Source organism: Arthrobacter sp. ISL-69 (genome assembly GCF_018613775.1).
In the GTDB taxonomy this organism is placed as follows: domain Bacteria; phylum Actinomycetota; class Actinomycetes; order Actinomycetales; family Micrococcaceae; genus Arthrobacter.
Window position 1 is genome coordinate 27,529 of sequence record NZ_JAGGPO010000010.1, and the last position, 15,204, is coordinate 42,732.

The 15,204-nt window shown below is 65.9% G+C and carries 13 protein-coding genes; 6 read left to right on the plus strand and 7 right to left on the minus strand.

Translation table 11 applies throughout. The features are described from left to right. Positions 1–24 precede the first annotated feature (24 nt). Positions 25–2,571, plus strand: a complete 2,547-nt coding sequence (locus tag J7I79_RS05485; RefSeq protein ID WP_214951191.1) for an RNA helicase — start codon at positions 25–27, stop codon at positions 2,569–2,571. 13 nt (positions 2,572–2,584) lie between these two features. Here the strand turns inward: J7I79_RS05485 and J7I79_RS05490 are convergent, their stop codons facing one another. Next, positions 2,585–3,406, minus strand: coding sequence for an SGNH/GDSL hydrolase family protein (locus J7I79_RS05490; protein WP_214951193.1), 822 nt, complete (start codon positions 3,404–3,406; stop codon positions 2,585–2,587). Between the two features lie 139 nt (positions 3,407–3,545). Here J7I79_RS05490 and J7I79_RS05495 point away from each other — a divergent pair, with 139 nt between their 5' ends. Both J7I79_RS05495 and J7I79_RS05500 read left to right on the plus strand, forming a co-directional pair. Then, a complete protein-coding gene (locus J7I79_RS05495) occupies positions 3,546–4,046 on the plus strand; it encodes a GNAT family N-acetyltransferase (RefSeq protein WP_214951194.1) in 501 nt (166 codons plus the stop codon). A gap of 31 nt (positions 4,047–4,077) precedes the next feature. After that, positions 4,078–5,415 carry an alpha/beta fold hydrolase gene (locus J7I79_RS05500; protein ID WP_214951532.1) on the plus strand — a complete coding sequence of 446 codons (1,338 nt, stop codon included), beginning with the start codon at positions 4,078–4,080 and terminating at the stop codon, positions 5,413–5,415. Here the strand turns inward: J7I79_RS05500 and J7I79_RS05505 are convergent. The 4 genes from J7I79_RS05505 to coaE all read right to left on the minus strand — a co-directional run bounded on the left by J7I79_RS05505 (position 5,401) and on the right by coaE (position 11,621). Beyond that, positions 5,401–6,864, minus strand: a complete 1,464-nt coding sequence (locus tag J7I79_RS05505) for an MFS transporter (protein ID WP_214951196.1) — start codon at positions 6,862–6,864, stop codon at positions 5,401–5,403. The genes J7I79_RS05500 and J7I79_RS05505 overlap by 15 nt on opposite strands. Positions 6,865–7,028: 164 nt before the next feature. After that, positions 7,029–8,057 carry a TerC family protein gene (locus J7I79_RS05510; protein ID WP_214951198.1) on the minus strand — a complete coding sequence of 343 codons (1,029 nt, stop codon included), beginning with the start codon at positions 8,055–8,057 and terminating at the stop codon, positions 7,029–7,031. A gap of 164 nt (positions 8,058–8,221) precedes the next feature. Beyond that, on the minus strand, positions 8,222–10,303 hold the full coding sequence (uvrB, locus tag J7I79_RS05515) for an excinuclease ABC subunit UvrB (protein WP_214951200.1): 2,082 nt from the start codon (positions 10,301–10,303) through the stop codon (positions 8,222–8,224). 40 nt (positions 10,304–10,343) lie between these two features. Beyond that, positions 10,344–11,621 carry a dephospho-CoA kinase gene (gene coaE / locus J7I79_RS05520; RefSeq protein WP_214951202.1) on the minus strand — a complete coding sequence of 426 codons (1,278 nt, stop codon included), beginning with the start codon at positions 11,619–11,621 and terminating at the stop codon, positions 10,344–10,346. A gap of 207 nt (positions 11,622–11,828) precedes the next feature. Here coaE and J7I79_RS05525 point away from each other — a divergent pair, with 207 nt between their 5' ends. After that, complete coding sequence (locus tag J7I79_RS05525) at positions 11,829–12,515, plus strand: YigZ family protein (protein WP_214951204.1); 687 nt, start codon at positions 11,829–11,831, stop codon at positions 12,513–12,515. After that, positions 12,502–13,035, plus strand: coding sequence for a GNAT family N-acetyltransferase (locus tag J7I79_RS05530; protein ID WP_214951206.1), 534 nt, complete (start codon positions 12,502–12,504; stop codon positions 13,033–13,035). The genes J7I79_RS05525 and J7I79_RS05530 overlap by 14 nt, the downstream gene beginning before the upstream one ends. On the opposite strand, the gene J7I79_RS05535 is transcribed toward J7I79_RS05530, so the two are convergent. Continuing rightward, on the minus strand, positions 13,003–13,230 hold the full coding sequence (locus tag J7I79_RS05535) for a hypothetical protein (RefSeq protein ID WP_214951209.1): 228 nt from the start codon (positions 13,228–13,230) through the stop codon (positions 13,003–13,005). The genes J7I79_RS05530 and J7I79_RS05535 overlap by 33 nt on opposite strands. Then, entirely contained in the window at positions 13,209–14,126 is a 918-nt protein-coding gene (locus tag J7I79_RS05540) for a LysR family transcriptional regulator (protein ID WP_214951211.1), read from the minus strand. Before J7I79_RS05540 ends, J7I79_RS05535 begins: the two co-directional genes overlap by 22 nt. Positions 14,127–14,198: 72 nt before the next feature. Here J7I79_RS05540 and J7I79_RS05545 point away from each other — a divergent pair, with 72 nt between their 5' ends. Beyond that, the gene (locus J7I79_RS05545; protein WP_214951212.1) at positions 14,199–15,143 is read left to right on the plus strand and encodes a DMT family transporter; all 945 of its coding nucleotides are present in this window, start codon (positions 14,199–14,201) and stop codon (positions 15,141–15,143) included. The last annotated feature ends 61 nt before the right edge of the window (positions 15,144–15,204 follow it).

A 15,204-nucleotide genomic window follows, 5' to 3' on the forward strand; every position in this document is an offset into this window, starting at 1 on the left:
CTGCGGGCACTAAGCTGGAAAGCAATGAAACTCGTTGAGCAGCTCCCTGTCCCGGCCGAACGTACCTCCAGCGGGGCGGACCACGATCCGGATAAGCTCTACACCCGTTTCGTTGAGTGGACGGAAAGCCGCGGGCTGTCCCTCTACGCCGCACAGGACGAGGCCATCATGGAACTCGCCTCCGGGGACAACGTCATTCTGGCCACTCCGACGGGGTCCGGCAAGTCCCTGGTGGCCATTGCCGCGCACTTCCAGGCCATGGCCCGGGGGGACCGAAGCTACTACACGGCACCCATCAAGGCCCTCGTATCGGAGAAATTCTTCGCCCTGTGCGAGATCTTCGGTGCCGAAAACGTCGGAATGATCACCGGCGACTCCGGCGTCAACCAGGACGCACCCATCATCTGCTGCACCGCCGAAATCCTGGCCAACATCGCACTTAGGGAAGGCGCCGGGGCGGACCTGGGTGCGGTGATCATGGACGAGTTCCATTTCTACTCCGACCCGCAGCGCGGCTGGGCCTGGCAGGTGCCGCTGCTGGAGCTTCCGCAGGCGCAGTTCCTGCTGATGTCCGCGACCCTGGGCGACGTGAGCCGGTTTGAGGCCGGCCTCACCGATCTGACGGGACGCCCGACGACGACCGTCAGTTCCGCTGAACGCCCGATCCCGCTGCACTACTACTACGAGCAGACGCCTGTCCACGAGACCCTCGAGGAGCTGCTCTCCACCAAACAGGTCCCCGTCTATGTGGTCCACTTCAGCCAGCTTGAGGCAATCGACCGGGCGCAGAACCTGATGAGCATCAACGTCTGCACCCGCGAGGAGAAGGACAAGATCGCCGAGCTGATTGCCGGCTTCCGCTTTGCGGCAGGCTTCGGCAAGACCCTCAACCGGCTGGTCCGCCACGGCATCGGCGTTCACCACGCCGGCATGCTGCCGAAGTACCGGCGGCTGGTGGAGCAACTGGCCCAGGCCGGCCTGCTCAAGGTCATCTGCGGCACCGACACGCTGGGCGTGGGCATCAACGTGCCCATCCGCACGGTCCTGCTCACCGCCCTCAGCAAGTACGACGGCGTCCGTACCCGGCTGCTGAACTCACGCGAGTTCCACCAGATCGCCGGCCGTGCAGGGCGGGCCGGGTACGATACTGCCGGCACCGTGGTGGTGCAGGCCCCCGAACACGTGATCGAGAACGTCAAGGCGATGGCCAAGGCCACCGCCAAGTTCGGCGATGACCAGAAGAAGCTCCGCCAGGTGGTCAAGCGGAAGCCGCCCGAGGGCTTCGTTTCGTGGGGTGAACCCACCTATAACCGGTTGGTGGGCTCCGTCCCCGATCCGCTGACCTCCAGCTTCACCGTGACGCACGCCATGCTGATGAACCTGATGGAGCGGCCCGGCGACCCCTTCAAGGCTGCCCGCCGGCTGCTCACGGACAACCACGAACCCCGCACTTCGCAGCTCCAGCTGATGAAGAAAGCCCTGGGCATTTACCGGGAACTGCTGGCCGCAGGCGTTGTGGAGCGGATTCCGCCCGAGGAACAGGGCCCGGACGGCAGGACCGTCAGGCTCACTGTCCACCTGCAGGCCAACTTCGCACTGAACCAGCCGCTCTCGCCGTTTGCACTGGCGGCGCTGGAACTCCTCGATCCGGAGTCGCCGTCGTACGCCCTGGACGTGGTGTCCGTCATCGAATCCACGCTGGAAAAGCCCCGGCAGATCCTGTCGGCCCAGCAGAAGAAGGCCCGCGGAGAAGCCATCGCCGCCATGAAGGCCGACGGTATCGAGTATGACCAGCGCATGGCCATGCTGGAGGACGTCACCTACCCCCAGCCGCTGGCGGAAATCCTGGGTGAGGCCTTCGATGTCTACCGCAAGGCTGCGCCCTGGATCGGCGACTTCGAGCTTGCCCCCAAGTCCGTGGTCCGGGACATGTACGAGCGGGCCATGAACTTCGGCGAATTCGTCCAGTTCTACGGCCTGGCGCGCTCCGAGGGCATTGTGCTGCGGTACCTCGCCGACGGCTTTAAGGCGCTCCGCCAGACGGTCCCGCAGGACTCCCTCCGGGAAGACCTCGAGGACCTGATCGCCTGGTTGGGTGAGCTGGTCCGGCAGGTCGATTCCAGCCTGCTGGATGAATGGGAGGAGCTGACCTCCGGAGCCGCTCCGACCCCGCACGACGCTCCCCCGCCTCCGCCGCCGTCGCTGACGTCCAACATCAGGGCGTTCCGGGTGATGGTCCGGAACGAAATGTTCCGGCGCGTGGAGCTTTTCGCCGATGAGGCGGCCACGGAACTCGGCGAGCTCGACGGCGGCACCGGCTGGGATGCCGACCGCTGGGAAGACGTCCTGGACGACTACTTCGACGAGCACAATGACATCGGCACCGGACCGGACGCCCGTGGCCCGGGGCTGCTGATCATCACCGAAGAGCCCGGCGTGTGGAAAGTCCGGCAGATCTTCGACGACCCCGCCAGCAACCACGACTGGGGAATCTCCGCAGAGGTGGACCTGGCGGCGTCGGACGAAACCGGCACGGCAGTGGTCCGGGTGACCGACGTCAGCAGGCTGTGACCCGCTCCGGCCGTCAGCCCAGGGCAGTACTGATCGTGTCTGCCCACAGCCGTTGTCCCGTGGAATTCGGGTGCACATCGTCTGTGAGTAGTCCCGGCAGGTCCCCGCGTGCCCGGAACGCTGCGTTGACGTCAATGGCCGGATAGCCGGCACCCGGCGCCCAGTCGCGAAGCGCGGCCACGCTGCCGGCTGTATGCTCCTCCCACATCCCCAGCGACGGGTTCTGCAGCACAATCGCTGCGGGAACCCGTGCGGACCACTTGGCGTCAGCGGCGGCCAGCAGCTCCGCTGCCCCCTTGTCCGCCCGCTCCGGGGCCGGGTTGTGCCCGAAGTTGAGCACGGTGAGCGAAGGTTTTGAAGGCTGGATGCGGTCCAGGTGCAAAAGCGGATAAGCATAGCTTGCACCTGAACGGGAACCGTTCCAGACGGTGATGGGGCGGTCCGGGCCCGGGTACACGGTCGGATGCGCGTTCCAGTCACCGGCGGCCCCGTCCCAGAAGTGCAGTGTCACGGTTCCGTGCTTCGACAGGTCCCGCGCCCACAAGTCGACCCATTCGCCCGGTTCGTCGCCAGTGGAGTCCCCCAGGACGCTGATGGTCAGCGTGTCACGGCTGCTGACGATTGCCCGCAGGTCCCCGACTGTCACGGCGCCTTCAGGAGCGGCATCAGGCGGGGCCGCGGCGGACACCGACGACGTCCCGGCCGGGAACACCGGTGCGGGACGGGCGTCCATCAGCTGCAGCAGCGTTATGCCGGCAAGCGCGGCCAATCCAACTGCCAACACGACGATGAGGAGGCCTATCCCCCGGGTGCGCCGCCGCTTCTGGTCGTTCATTGCTCCCCGCCAGTCGGTCGTTGTTCGGAGACCGCCCGGATCCCACGGCGTCGAGCAGCAGGACGGCGGAATTCAGTAGAGTGGACATCAAGCCCGAGTTTCAAGACACCCTCCAGCAGGGAGAGACGAGAACCCAATCATGAGTGTAATCCGGCCAGCCACCGTAGAAGACGTTCCCGTCATCCTGCAGATGATCCACGAACTGGCCATCTACGAAAAAGAGCCCCACGCGGTCCGGAACACCCCGGAAATGCTGACGGACGTGCTGTTCGACGAGAACCCCGGGGTGTACGCCACGATGGCCGAGAACGCGGCGGGCGAGGTCCAGGGATTCGCCCTCTGGTTCCTCAACTACTCGACGTGGGAAGGTGTCCACGGCATCTACCTCGAGGATCTCTACGTGACTCCGGCGGCCCGCGGCGAAGGCCACGGCAAGGCCCTGCTGCAGCACCTGGCGGCCACCGCCGTCGAACGCGGTTATGCACGCGTGGAGTGGAGCGTACTGGACTGGAACGAACCGTCCATCAACTTCTACAAGAGGCTGGGTGCATTCCCCATGGAGGAGTGGTCCACCTTCCGCCTGACCGGGGAAGCCTTGGAGGCCTTCGGCGCTGCCCGCGAGGCACACGCCCGTGGCTGACCTGCCCATGACCGGGCTCGCCGCCGTGGCAATGCTGGAGGCTACGGCCAGGCTTGCCAAGACCGTTCCGCACTCCATTAGGGCACGGCATGAGTACCGCGGGATGCGCACGGCCGAACACTATTTCGAGGTGCCCCTGGACCACTTCAATGGCGGCGCCGGGAAGATCACCGTGTTTGCGCGCGAGTACGTCTCCACGGACCACAGCGAGGAGGAGGCCACCCAGCTGCCTTGGCTGCTGTACCTGCAGGGAGGCCCCGGCGGACGGGGCAACCGGCTCGCCGCCCTCGGCGGCTGGACCAAAGCCGCCGCCAGGGACTTCCGCATCCTGATGCTTGACCAGCGCGGCACCGGGCTGTCCACTCCCATCGACCGCAACACGCTTCCGCTGCGGGGAACCGAGACGGAGCAGCTGGACTACCTGACGCATTTCCGGGCCGACTCGATCGTCGCGGACGCCGAGGCCATCAGGCATGCCCTGGGATCCGGTCCGTGGTCCATCTACGGGCAGAGCTATGGCGGCTTCTGCGCGCTCAGCTACCTTTCCTTCGCCCCGGAGGGCCTGCGTGAGGCACTCATCACCGGCGGGCTCGCGCCGCTGGACGGCCCCGCGGACAGGGTGTACCGGGCCACCTTCCGCCGGGTCGCCGCCCGCAACTCCGAATACTTCGCCGCATATCCCGAGGACCGCGCCGCGGTCAGCCGGATTGCCCGGCACCTGCGCGGGACAGATGAGTACCTGCCCGACGGCGAGCGGCTCACCGTGGAGCGGTTCCAGATGGTGGGGTCGTTCCTGGGCGGCAACACCAGGGTGGACACACTGCACCATCTGCTGGAGGACGCCTTCGTGGAAACGCCCGGCGGCGAACGCCTGTCGGATGCGTTCCTGGAGCAGGTCCGCGGCATTGTCTCGCGTGCCGCCAACCCTCTGTATGCCCTCATGCACGAATCCATCTACGGCCAGGGCGGGGCGACGGACTGGGCAGCACAGCGGGTGCTTCAGGACTTCCCGGAGTTCAGCCCCGATGCCGCCGAGCCACTCCTGACCGGCGAGATGGTTTACCCCTGGTACTTCGAACAGGACGCAGCGCTCCGCCCGCTGCGGAACGTTGCCCGGCTCCTGGCCGGGAAGCCCGACTGGAAGCCCCTGTACGACCCGGAACGGCTGGCGTCGAACAGCGTGCCCGTGGCCGCCGCGGTGTACAGCGAGGACATCTACGTTGACCGGGATCTGTCCCTGGAAACGGCCTCGGCCGTGCGCGGCCTCCAGGTCTGGGAAACCTCGGACTTCCACCATGACGGGATCGCAGACGACGGTGAAGGCATCTTCTCGCGGTTGCTGGGAATGGTGCGCTCAGTCCGCCCCTGAGCGCCCGCCGGCCCCGCCGAACAACGTCGCCGTCCCGTCTCCTGCCTTGGTCGGCAGGAGGGCGATGACCGCCGCGGCAAGAACAACTACAGCAACCAGGCCGCCTGCCAGGTTGAGCCCCGGGTAACCGGCCCAGCTGAGGATGAGACCCGAGAAGGCGCCGCCCACCGCGCCGGCCGCACCCATCAGCATGTCCGAAACGCCCTGGACCATAACGCGGTCCTCCTGGCGCACGCTTTCGGCCAGGAGCGTGGATCCCGCGATGGTGGCGGCGGACCACCCGAGCCCCAGAAGCACCAGCCCCACGGTCACCGCGACGGTTGACCGCTGGCCGAAGCCCGCCACGGTCACCGCTGCTACCAGCATGGCGAATCCCAGGACAATGGTCTGCCTGCGTCCGGTCTTGTCCGTGAGCCACCCCATCACGGGTGAGAACGCGAACATCCCGGCAATATGCAGCGAGATGGTGAAGCCAATGATCACCAGGACGTCGCCGGCGGCGGTGTGACTGGCGTGGGCGGCGCTGCCGGGCCCGGCCACCAGTTCCTGCAGGTGCAGCGGCGTCACGGACATAACACCCACCATTACGGCATGGGCGCCGACGACGGCCGCCAGCGCCAGGATGGCGGAGGGTGAATGGCGGGCGGCCAGCAGTCCACGGCGAAGGGCGCCGCCCCGCGAGGCTGGCGGCTGCTGCCCGCCCACACGGACCCCGGAGGCAGCCGGGCCTGCCGGTGCCGGATCGTCCGGGCGGCCAGGTCCGGCAACCCCTTCGGCGTCCGCTGCGAGCTGCCGCGCGAACAGCAGCGGGTCCGGGCGCAGCCCCGTCAGCAGCAGGGCGCAGGCCAGCACCAGTCCGACGGCGGAAATGACGAAGGGACCGGCAATGGGCGGCAGGCCGACGGCCTGGCCCACCACGGCGCCCGGTTGGATGAGGTTGGGTCCCGCCACTGCGCCGATAGTGATGGCCCACACGACGGCTGACAGGGCCCGTCCGCGGCGTTCATCGTCGGCAAGGTCCACGGCAGCAAACCGCGCCTGCAGGCTGGATGCCGTGCCGATGCCCACACCGGCGGTCCCCAGAAGCAGCAGCACAAAGATCCCGGACACCACGGAACCCACGATCAGCACCATGCCGGCGAGGGCTGCGGCGAGACCGCTCACGAGGCCGGCCCGGCGGCCGCGGCGGTGCGCCAGCGAGGCCAGCGGCAGCGCCGAGAGGGCCGCGGCGAGAGTCATGACGGTGGCCACGGAGCCGGCCCAGGCGCTCGAGCCGGAAAGGTCCACTGCCAGCAGCGAGCCGATGGAAACGGTGGCCCCCGTACCGATTCCGCTGAGCAGCTGTGCCGAACCGAGGAGCATAACCGTCCGGCGCTGGACGGCATGGCGTTGCAGGGGGCGCCGCGGGACGTGGCGCACACCGGGCTCCGCCCCGGAAGTGTTTGCCATCCTCAGAGCTTAGCGCCGCGGGTGTCCGGGAAAACAGGGCTGCCGGATTGGTAAATGGACTCGCCTGGGGCCGCCTGGGCCGGGGAAGCGCCTGATGAACGCAAACAACCCCGGCCAACGATGTGGCCGGGGTTGTCTGGAGCGTGCTTGAAGCGGTGGGGTGCCTACTCCGCTTCGCTCATGCTCTTGCGTGAATCCTCTTCGAGACGGGCATCCACCTTCGCCTGGGCCGCTTTCGAGCTCAGCAGGCTGGCGATGACGGCGACGATGATGGTGCCCACGATGACAGCGAGGGACACGAACGTGGGGATCTCGGGAGCCCATTCGATGTGGTGGCCGCCGTTGATGAACGGGAGCTCGTTGACGTGCATCGCGTGGAGTACCAGCTTGACGCCAATGAACGCCAGGATGAAGGACAGCGCGTGCTTCAGGTAGATCAGGCGGTTCATCAGCCCGCCCAGCAGGAAGTACAGCTGGCGCAGGCCCATGAGGGCGAAAAGGTTCGCGGTGAAGACAATGAACGGGCTCTGCGTCAGGCCGAAGATCGCCGGAATGGAGTCAACGGCGAAGAGCAGGTCGGTCAGGCCGATGGTGACGAAGACGATCAGCATCGGTGTGAAGACCTTCTTGCCGTCCACTATGGTGCGCAGTTTGCCGCCGTCGAACTTCTCCGACATCGGGATCACCTTGCGTAGCTTGGCGATCAGCGGGTTTTCCTTGTCCTCTTCGTCCTCGCCCTCGTCCTGGGCCTGCTTCCAGGCGGTCCAGAGCAGGAAGGCGCCGAAGATGTAGAAGACCCAGCTGAACTGCTCGATTACGATGGCGCCGAGCAGGATGAAGATGCCACGCAGGATCAGCGCGATGATGATGCCAACCATCAGCACTTCCTGCTGATACTTACGGGGCACCGAGAAGCGCGCCATGATGATGATGAAAACAAACAGGTTGTCGATGCTGAGGCTGTATTCCGTCACCCAGCCGGCAACGAACTGGCCGCCGAACTCGGGGCCGGTGAAGGCGAACATCGCGCCGGCGAACACCAGGGCCAGAGTGACATAGAACGCCACCCACAGGCCGGCTTCCTTCATGGAGGGTTCGTGGGGACGCCGGATAACCAGAAGAAGGTCGATGGCGAGGATCAGGCCGAGGACGACAAAGGAGCCGATCTCGAACCACACGGGCAAATCGAGCACAGGATGGCCTTTCGCAGGGTACGGAACAGTGGTGTAAGTCTCTCCGGCCAGCCTGTGCACTTTGTGCTGAATTGGCAGCCCGCTACGCCCGGCAGGGCATCAGTGCCGTGCGTGTTGACGATCGTAGCGCTTGGGATACTCCCCTACGTGACATCAACCTTACCCTAGGCGTGGCCCGCGGCCTGCATCTGGCGCAGTTCCCTCTTCAGGTCCCCCACTTCGTCGCGCAGCCGGGCAGCCAGTTCAAACTGCAGTTCGCCGGCTGCGGCGTGCATTTGTTCGGTCAGCTGTTCGATGAGGCCCACGAGGTCCTCCGCCGGCGCGGCCGCAAGTCCGTCCGCCCGCACGGTGGACGCGCCCTTGCCTTTGCCGCGCGTCTTCCCCGCCGTGGCGAGCAGTTCGCGGGTGTCCGCGTCCTCCTTGGCCAGCTGGTCCGTGATGTCCGCAATCTTCTTCCGCAGGGGCTGCGGGTCGACACCGTTCTCCGTGTTGTACGCCACCTGAATTGCGCGGCGTCTGTTTGTTTCGTCGATGGCGTGCGCCATTGAGTCGGTGATGCGGTCCGCGTACATGTGAACCTGCCCGGAGACGTTACGGGCTGCGCGGCCGATGGTCTGGATCAGCGAGGTGGACGAACGGAGGAAGCCCTCCTTGTCCGCATCCAGGATGCTGACCAGGGACACCTCGGGCAGGTCGAGGCCTTCGCGGAGCAGGTTGATGCCCACCAGGACGTCGAAGGTGCCCATCCGCAGTTCACGGAGCAGTTCCACGCGGCGGAGGGTGTCCACGTCCGAGTGCAGGTACTCCACTTTGACGCCGTGGCCCAGCAAATAGTCGGTGAGGTCCTCGGCCATCCTTTTCGTGAGGGTGGTCACGAGGATGCGTTCGTTCTTCGCCGTCCGTGTACGGATCTCGCCCAGCAGGTCATCGATCTGGCCCTTGGTGGGTTTGACCACGATCTCGGGATCGATCAGGCCGGTGGGACGGATGATCTGCTGCACGAAGCCGTCCGCCTTGCCCAGTTCGTACTTGCCGGGAGTGGCGGACAGGTAGACGGTCTGGCCCACGCGCTCAAGGAACTCGTCCCATTTGAGAGGTCGGTTATCCATGGCCGAGGGCAGGCGGAAGCCGAAGTCCACGAGATTCCGCTTGCGGGACATGTCGCCCTCGTACATGGCGCCGATCTGCGGCACGGTGACGTGGGATTCGTCGATGACGAGCAGGAAGTCATCGGGGAAGTAGTCGATGAGGCAGTGCGGAGCGGTTCCGCGGGCGCGGCCGTCAATGTGCGACGAGTAGTTTTCGATGCCGTTGCAGAAGCCCATCTGCTGCATCATCTCAAGGTCGTAGGTGGTGCGCATCCGGAGCCGCTGGGCTTCCACGAGTTTGTTCTGGCTTTCCAGCACCTGGAGCCGTTCGGCGAGTTCGTCCTCGATCCGCTTGATTGCCCGTGCCATCCGCTCGGGGCCGGCCACATAGTGCGAGGCGGGGAAGACGTACATTTCCTCTTCGTCCCGGATCACCTCGCCGGTCAGCGGGTGCAGGGTATGGATGTTCTCAATCTCGTCCCCGAAAAATTCGATCCGGATGGCCAGTTCCTCATACATCGGGATGATTTCGACGGTGTCGCCGCGGACCCGGAACGTGCCACGGTGGAAGTCCATGTCGTTGCGCGCGTACTGCATGGCTACGAATTTCCGGAGGAGGTCGTCGCGGTTCATCTCCGCCCCCTTACGGAGCGTCACCATGCCGGCAATGTATTCCTCCGGCGTGCCCAGGCCGTAGATGCAGGACACCGTGGCAACGACGATGACGTCGCGGCGGGTCAGCAGGGCGTTGGTGGCGGAGTGGCGGAGCCGTTCGACTTCCTCGTTGATGGAGGAGTCCTTCTCGATGAAGGTGTCCGTCTGCGCAACGTATGCCTCGGGCTGGTAGTAGTCGTAGTACGACACGAAGTACTCCACCGCGTTGTTGGGCAGCAGTTCGCGGAACTCGTTGGCCAGCTGCGCGGCCAGGGTTTTGTTCTGCACCATCACCAGGGTGGGCCTCTGGATCTGTTCAATCAGCCAGGCGGTGGTGGCGCTTTTTCCTGTACCGGTGGCGCCGAGCAGGACTACGTCCTTTTCACCATTCTTGATCCGTTCAGTGAGATCAGCGATGGCGGCCGGCTGGTCGCCGGCCGGCTTGAACTCGCTGATGACCTCGAAGGGCGCCACGACACGGTTGATTTCCTGGGCAAGGCTCATGAATATAATCTACCGCCGGGCACTGACATCGTGGCCTCATTCAGCTTTGGGCGGTACCGGCGGCACTTTCGACGGCTGCCCCGGCGGCAGGTCCGGCGGAACGGGCTGCCGCATACGGCGGAGGGCGCCAGCCGGTGCGCTGTACCCATGCCTCCATCCGGACGGCGGCATAGTCGGTGAACCACGCCTCCTTGTCCGCGGCGTAGCCCGCCGTCGACATGTCCACGCTGTGGAGGGCGGCGACCCTGCGCTTCTCCGCGAGATAGTCTCTCCTCGCTTCCGCGTCATCGCGCAGCCAGTCCCGGAAGCACAGGGCAAACCGACACCCGGGCGATCCCGCGGGCCGGATGTGCAGGTTCACCGGCCGGCCGGGGTCGGCGTTCGCGTGCAGGCGCTTGGCCCAGTCGGCCGGGTCGGCGTGCGCGGGTTTCGGATTGTCCGCGAGCACACCGGGCCACAGCGGGAACCCGGCCGCCGCCAGCAGCGGCGCGATCCGGTCCGCTGTCGCCAGGTCCGCAACAATCAGTTGGAGGTCGATGATGTCCTTGGCATCGAGTCCCGGAACGGCCGTGGATCCGATGTGGTCCACGGCAAGGATGCCTGCCGGGGCCGCCGATTCAAGGCGGGCGGCCAGCCGGGCTGCCTGGGCCTCCCACGTCGGGTCGGCAGGGGCCAGCACGGGACCGCCCTTGCGGGGTGCAGCCCGTTCATGGCTGATGTTTTTCGCATAGGGTGCCAGCCGGCGGCTCCACAGGGCGTCCACCGAGTCCCTCAGTGCCTGCACGGTGCCGGAGTTGTCCAGCACGACGTCCGCCGCGGCTAGGCGGACGTCCCGCAAAGCCTGCGCCGCCATCCTGGACAGGGCTTGGTCTTCGGTCATCTTCCGGTGCTGCACCATGCGCTGCACCCGCACGTCGTCCGGGGCGTCCACAACCAGCACGAGGTGAAAACTGCTGCCCTGGCCCGTTTCCACCAGCAGGGGAATGTCCTGGACGACGACGGCGCCAGCGGGGGCGGCGGCGATCACAGCCGCGGCCCGCTCCCGGACAAGGGGATGAACGATGCCGTTGAGGGCCGCGAGCCTGTCCGGGTCGCCGAACACCAGAGCGGCAAGCTTCGCCCGGTCGAGTCCGCCGTCGGCTCCCAGCGTTTCCTCCCCGAAAGCCTCCACCACCTGCGCAAGGCCGGCAGTGCCCGGCCACACCACTTCACGGGCGAGTGCGTCGGCATCGACCAGCACGGCCCCCAACTCCCGCATATGCGATGCGACAACTGACTTCCCCGAGGCGATGCCGCCCGTCAACCCGATCTTCAGCACCCCACCAGACTAGTCCCCGCCGCCCCCTCACCTCGCTCCGCTCGCCCAGGGAACCCTGACGGCGTGGGCCCACCCGCCGCCCCCTCACCTCGCTCCGCTCGCCCAGGGAACCCTGACGGCGTGGGCCCACCCGCCGCCCCCTCACCTCGCTCCGCTCGCCCAGGGAACCCTGACCTCGTGGGCCCATGCCCGGACTAGACTTGGGCGGTGCAAGAGCAAGAAAGCAGGGCCACTGCCTACACCACCCTTGCTGCCGGGCCGGACTTCCGCCACGAGCTGGAGGTCAAGCGGTCACGGTTCATCACCGTGATCCGGCGCACCGGGGACGAGAACGGCGCGAGGGCGCTGGTGGCGGGACTGCGCAAGGAATTCCACGACGCCCGGCACCACTGCTCAGCCTTCATCCTGGGGCCGGACCGTGACATCCAGCGTTCCAGCGACGATGGCGAACCGTCCGGAACCGCAGGTATCCCGATGCTGGAAGCCCTCATCCGGCGGGAGACGGCGCCCGGGGAGACGGACCTCAGCGACGTCAGCGCCGTCGTCGTCCGCTATTTCGGCGGGATCCTCCTCGGCGCCGGCGGACTGGTCCGGGCGTATTCGGAATCGGTGTCCTCCGCGCTGGACCTCGCACCGCTGGTCCGGCGCAGCCGGCTGCGGATTTGCTCCGTTGACGTGCCGCATTCGGCGGCCGGAAGGCTCGAAAACGACCTCCGCGCAGCCGGCTACGTGATGGCGGAAACCGGTTACGGGGCGCAGAACACCGTCCTCCGGATTGCCCTGGCGGACCAGGCTGATGAACTTGCCCGGGCAGCCGAACGGCTCGCTGCCATGACGGCTGGCAGCGCCGTCCTCGTGCCGGGGGAAACGGAATGGATTGATGTCGCCTTCTGACCACACCTTATTGGCAAACCACGTGCAGTTGCTCGACGTCACGGCCGGTATCCTCGAGGAACTGCTCGCCGTCGCCCTCGCCGACGCAGCGCCCGACGACGTCACTCCCCCGCTGGGGGAGAATGACGGCTGGAACCCGGAACGGATCGGCTGGTTCCGCGACTATCACCGGGCCGCTGCTGCCGGACTGGACGGCCCGGCTGCCCAGAAGACCTGGGCGATCAGCTGCAACGGGCAGATTGCGGGATCCATCCGGCTGAAGCGGCCCGGAGCGGCCCCCGCGGAGGGCGGTCCGCTGGAGACCGGGCTATGGCTCGGCCGAAGCTTCCGTGGCCGGGGAATCGGCCGGGAGGCGCTCACGCTGGTCCGGGCCGTGGCATCACGCGCCGGCGCGTCCATGCTGCAGGCCGAAACAACCGCCGAAAACGCGGCTGCCCAGGCGCTGCTGCGCTCAGCGGGGGCCGAGCTGGCCGGAGACGGTGTGAGTTCACCGGTGACGGCGCGGATCAGCCTTCGCTGACACCGGCAGTATGGGCATGGTCATCTGCCAGTTCATCCCGACCGCCGACCAGAGGGCGGCGGCCGTAGTGGCGACCGACGCAATGAGTCCGCCCAACGGAGCGCCGACCACGATCATGCTGCGGTTAACTGAGCGCAGCATCGCGCTCATGCGGGCGATGAGCGCGTCCGGCGTCACGGCCCGGCGATAGCCCATTTGAGGCCATCGATGATCGTTTTCAGTTGCGCCAGTACAGCCTTAACGTTTGCTCTTTCGAGGGTTTCGGGACGGGCGAGACAGTCGATATACCGTCCCGGCGCGGCGTGGGAAAGCGGCCGGAGAATTAGTTCCGGGTATCGGCTGATGTCGGTGGTGTACCGGGGCATCAGGGCAACGCAGTCACTGGCGGCGACCACGGCTGCGGCGACAGAGAAATCATTGATGCGGTGGAGAATATCCGCTTCGGTTCCTCCGATTCCTGCAAGCTGGTGGACGGCGTTCTCGAGAGGGAAGCCCTGGTGCACGGCTACCCATGACGCTGTACAGAGGTCGTCCGGGCCGATGACTTCGTAGCCTGCGAGCCTGTGGTCCTTGCGAAGGACGAGGTCCAAGGGTTCGAACAACAGGTGTTCAATACGTACTGAGGCGGGCCACGCAGGGCTGCCCGCGAGCCGGTGGGCTATCACCAGGTCGTGTTCCTGGGTGAGGCCGGCAAATTCTTCTTGGGCGACATCAAAGTCGCCCAAGATGGCTTGGGGCTGCCCCGGGGAACTAAGGGTGGTGAGGAGCGGGCCAAAAAAAGCCAGAGCCGCACTGTGAAAGGCAGCGACCGACACGGCTCCCTGGGGTTCGCTTTGGAACTTCGCAACTGCGTGCTCTGCACGTTCGAATGCGATTTCCACGTCTACTGCGGCCGCGGCCAACGCCTCGCCTGCGTCTGTCAGGGCGGTTCGCCTCCCGTCCTTGTACGTCAGCGGTGCGGGGAATCGGCGTTGCAGGGCGCTGAGCTGCTGGGATACCGAAGAAGGGGTTACGTGTAGGGCTGCTGCCGCAGCGGCGATACTGCCGCGGTCCCTTAACTCCCTCAGAGCGCGAAGCTGACCTAGTTCCATTAGTCCAAACTAATGCATTACCGTGCAATCCAGCGGCTGGTGCTAACGGATCGTTGGGGGCACGATGAACGGATGCTTCCTCTCCTTGCGCGCTTCCGAGTCGACCTACTGCTGCTCTTGGTAGCCATATCCTGGGGATCGACGTATCTCGTAGCCAAGGAACTCGTGTCGGTGGAGACCGTAATCGCCCTTCTCGCCGCACGGATGCTGCTCGCTGCCGGGCTGATGGCGGCAATAATCGGAGTGCGACGCAAACGCATCACGTCCGCCGAACTAGTCATCGGTATTCCCATCGGGATGCTGCTCGGGGCAGTGTTCGCTCTCGAAACATTCGGGATCGCCCAGACTTCAGCAACCAACGCGGGGCTCATCATCAGCCTAACGATAGTATTCACCCCGCTCCTGGAGTCCATAGTCTCCCGCCGCAGACTACCTGCACCGTTCTTCATCGCAGCCACGCTTGCCATCGCCGGCGTGATTCTGTTGACCGGAAACGGCTCCCTTGACCCACCAGGAGCCGGCGACCTGCTCGTGCTGGGCGCTGCCGTCGTCCGCGCCGTCCACGTCGTCACCATGCACAAGCTCACGCCCGGACAGGCCCTGGACTCCTTGCACCTTACAACCGTGCAGCTCGGAACCTGCGCCTTACTCTTCAGTGCCGGAACCCTGGTCTATGGAGAATCCCTTCCCCAGTACCTCACCCGGTTGGATCCCAAGCAAGGAACCTTGTTCCTTTACCTGGTCTTGGCCTGTACTGTTTTCGCTTTCTTCGTCCAGCTTTGGGCAGTCAGGCGCACGTCCCCGTCCCGGGTCAGCCTCCTCCTCGGCACCGAACCCGTCTGGGCAGCCATCGTCGGAACTGCCTTCGCCCACGACAGCATCGGCATCGCAGGATACTGCGGCATCGTCCTCATACTTATCGGAACTGCCTGGGGGCGGTCCATAGAACAAAGACACAGCAAAACCCGCGAGGCGCCAGATTCAAGGGACCTCATTCTGGGTAGGGCGCGCCACTAGACCAAACGCGAATCACTACGAGGCGCAGGCTCTGTGTCGCCTGCCCTCCGATACGACCTGT

Excerpts from the sequence above, each read along its gene's own strand:
- J7I79_RS05485 (WP_214951191.1), top strand. The coding sequence starts at position 25 with ATGAAACTCGTTGAGCAGCTCCCTGTCCCGGCCGAACGTACCTCCAGC.
- J7I79_RS05490 (WP_214951193.1), bottom strand. The coding sequence starts at position 3,406 with ATGAACGACCAGAAGCGGCGGCGCACCCGGGGGATAGGCCTCCTCATC.
- J7I79_RS05495 (WP_214951194.1), top strand. The coding sequence starts at position 3,546 with ATGAGTGTAATCCGGCCAGCCACCGTAGAAGACGTTCCCGTCATCCTG.
- J7I79_RS05500 (WP_214951532.1), top strand. The coding sequence starts at position 4,078 with ATGCTGGAGGCTACGGCCAGGCTTGCCAAGACCGTTCCGCACTCCATT.
- J7I79_RS05505 (WP_214951196.1), bottom strand. The coding sequence starts at position 6,864 with ATGGCAAACACTTCCGGGGCGGAGCCCGGTGTGCGCCACGTCCCGCGG.
- uvrB (WP_214951200.1), bottom strand. The coding sequence starts at position 10,303 with ATGAGCCTTGCCCAGGAAATCAACCGTGTCGTGGCGCCCTTCGAGGTC.
- J7I79_RS05530 (WP_214951206.1), top strand. The coding sequence starts at position 12,502 with ATGTCGCCTTCTGACCACACCTTATTGGCAAACCACGTGCAGTTGCTC.
- J7I79_RS05535 (WP_214951209.1), bottom strand. The coding sequence starts at position 13,230 with ATGGGCTATCGCCGGGCCGTGACGCCGGACGCGCTCATCGCCCGCATG.
- J7I79_RS05540 (WP_214951211.1), bottom strand. The coding sequence starts at position 14,126 with ATGGAACTAGGTCAGCTTCGCGCTCTGAGGGAGTTAAGGGACCGCGGC.
- J7I79_RS05545 (WP_214951212.1), top strand. The coding sequence starts at position 14,199 with ATGCTTCCTCTCCTTGCGCGCTTCCGAGTCGACCTACTGCTGCTCTTG.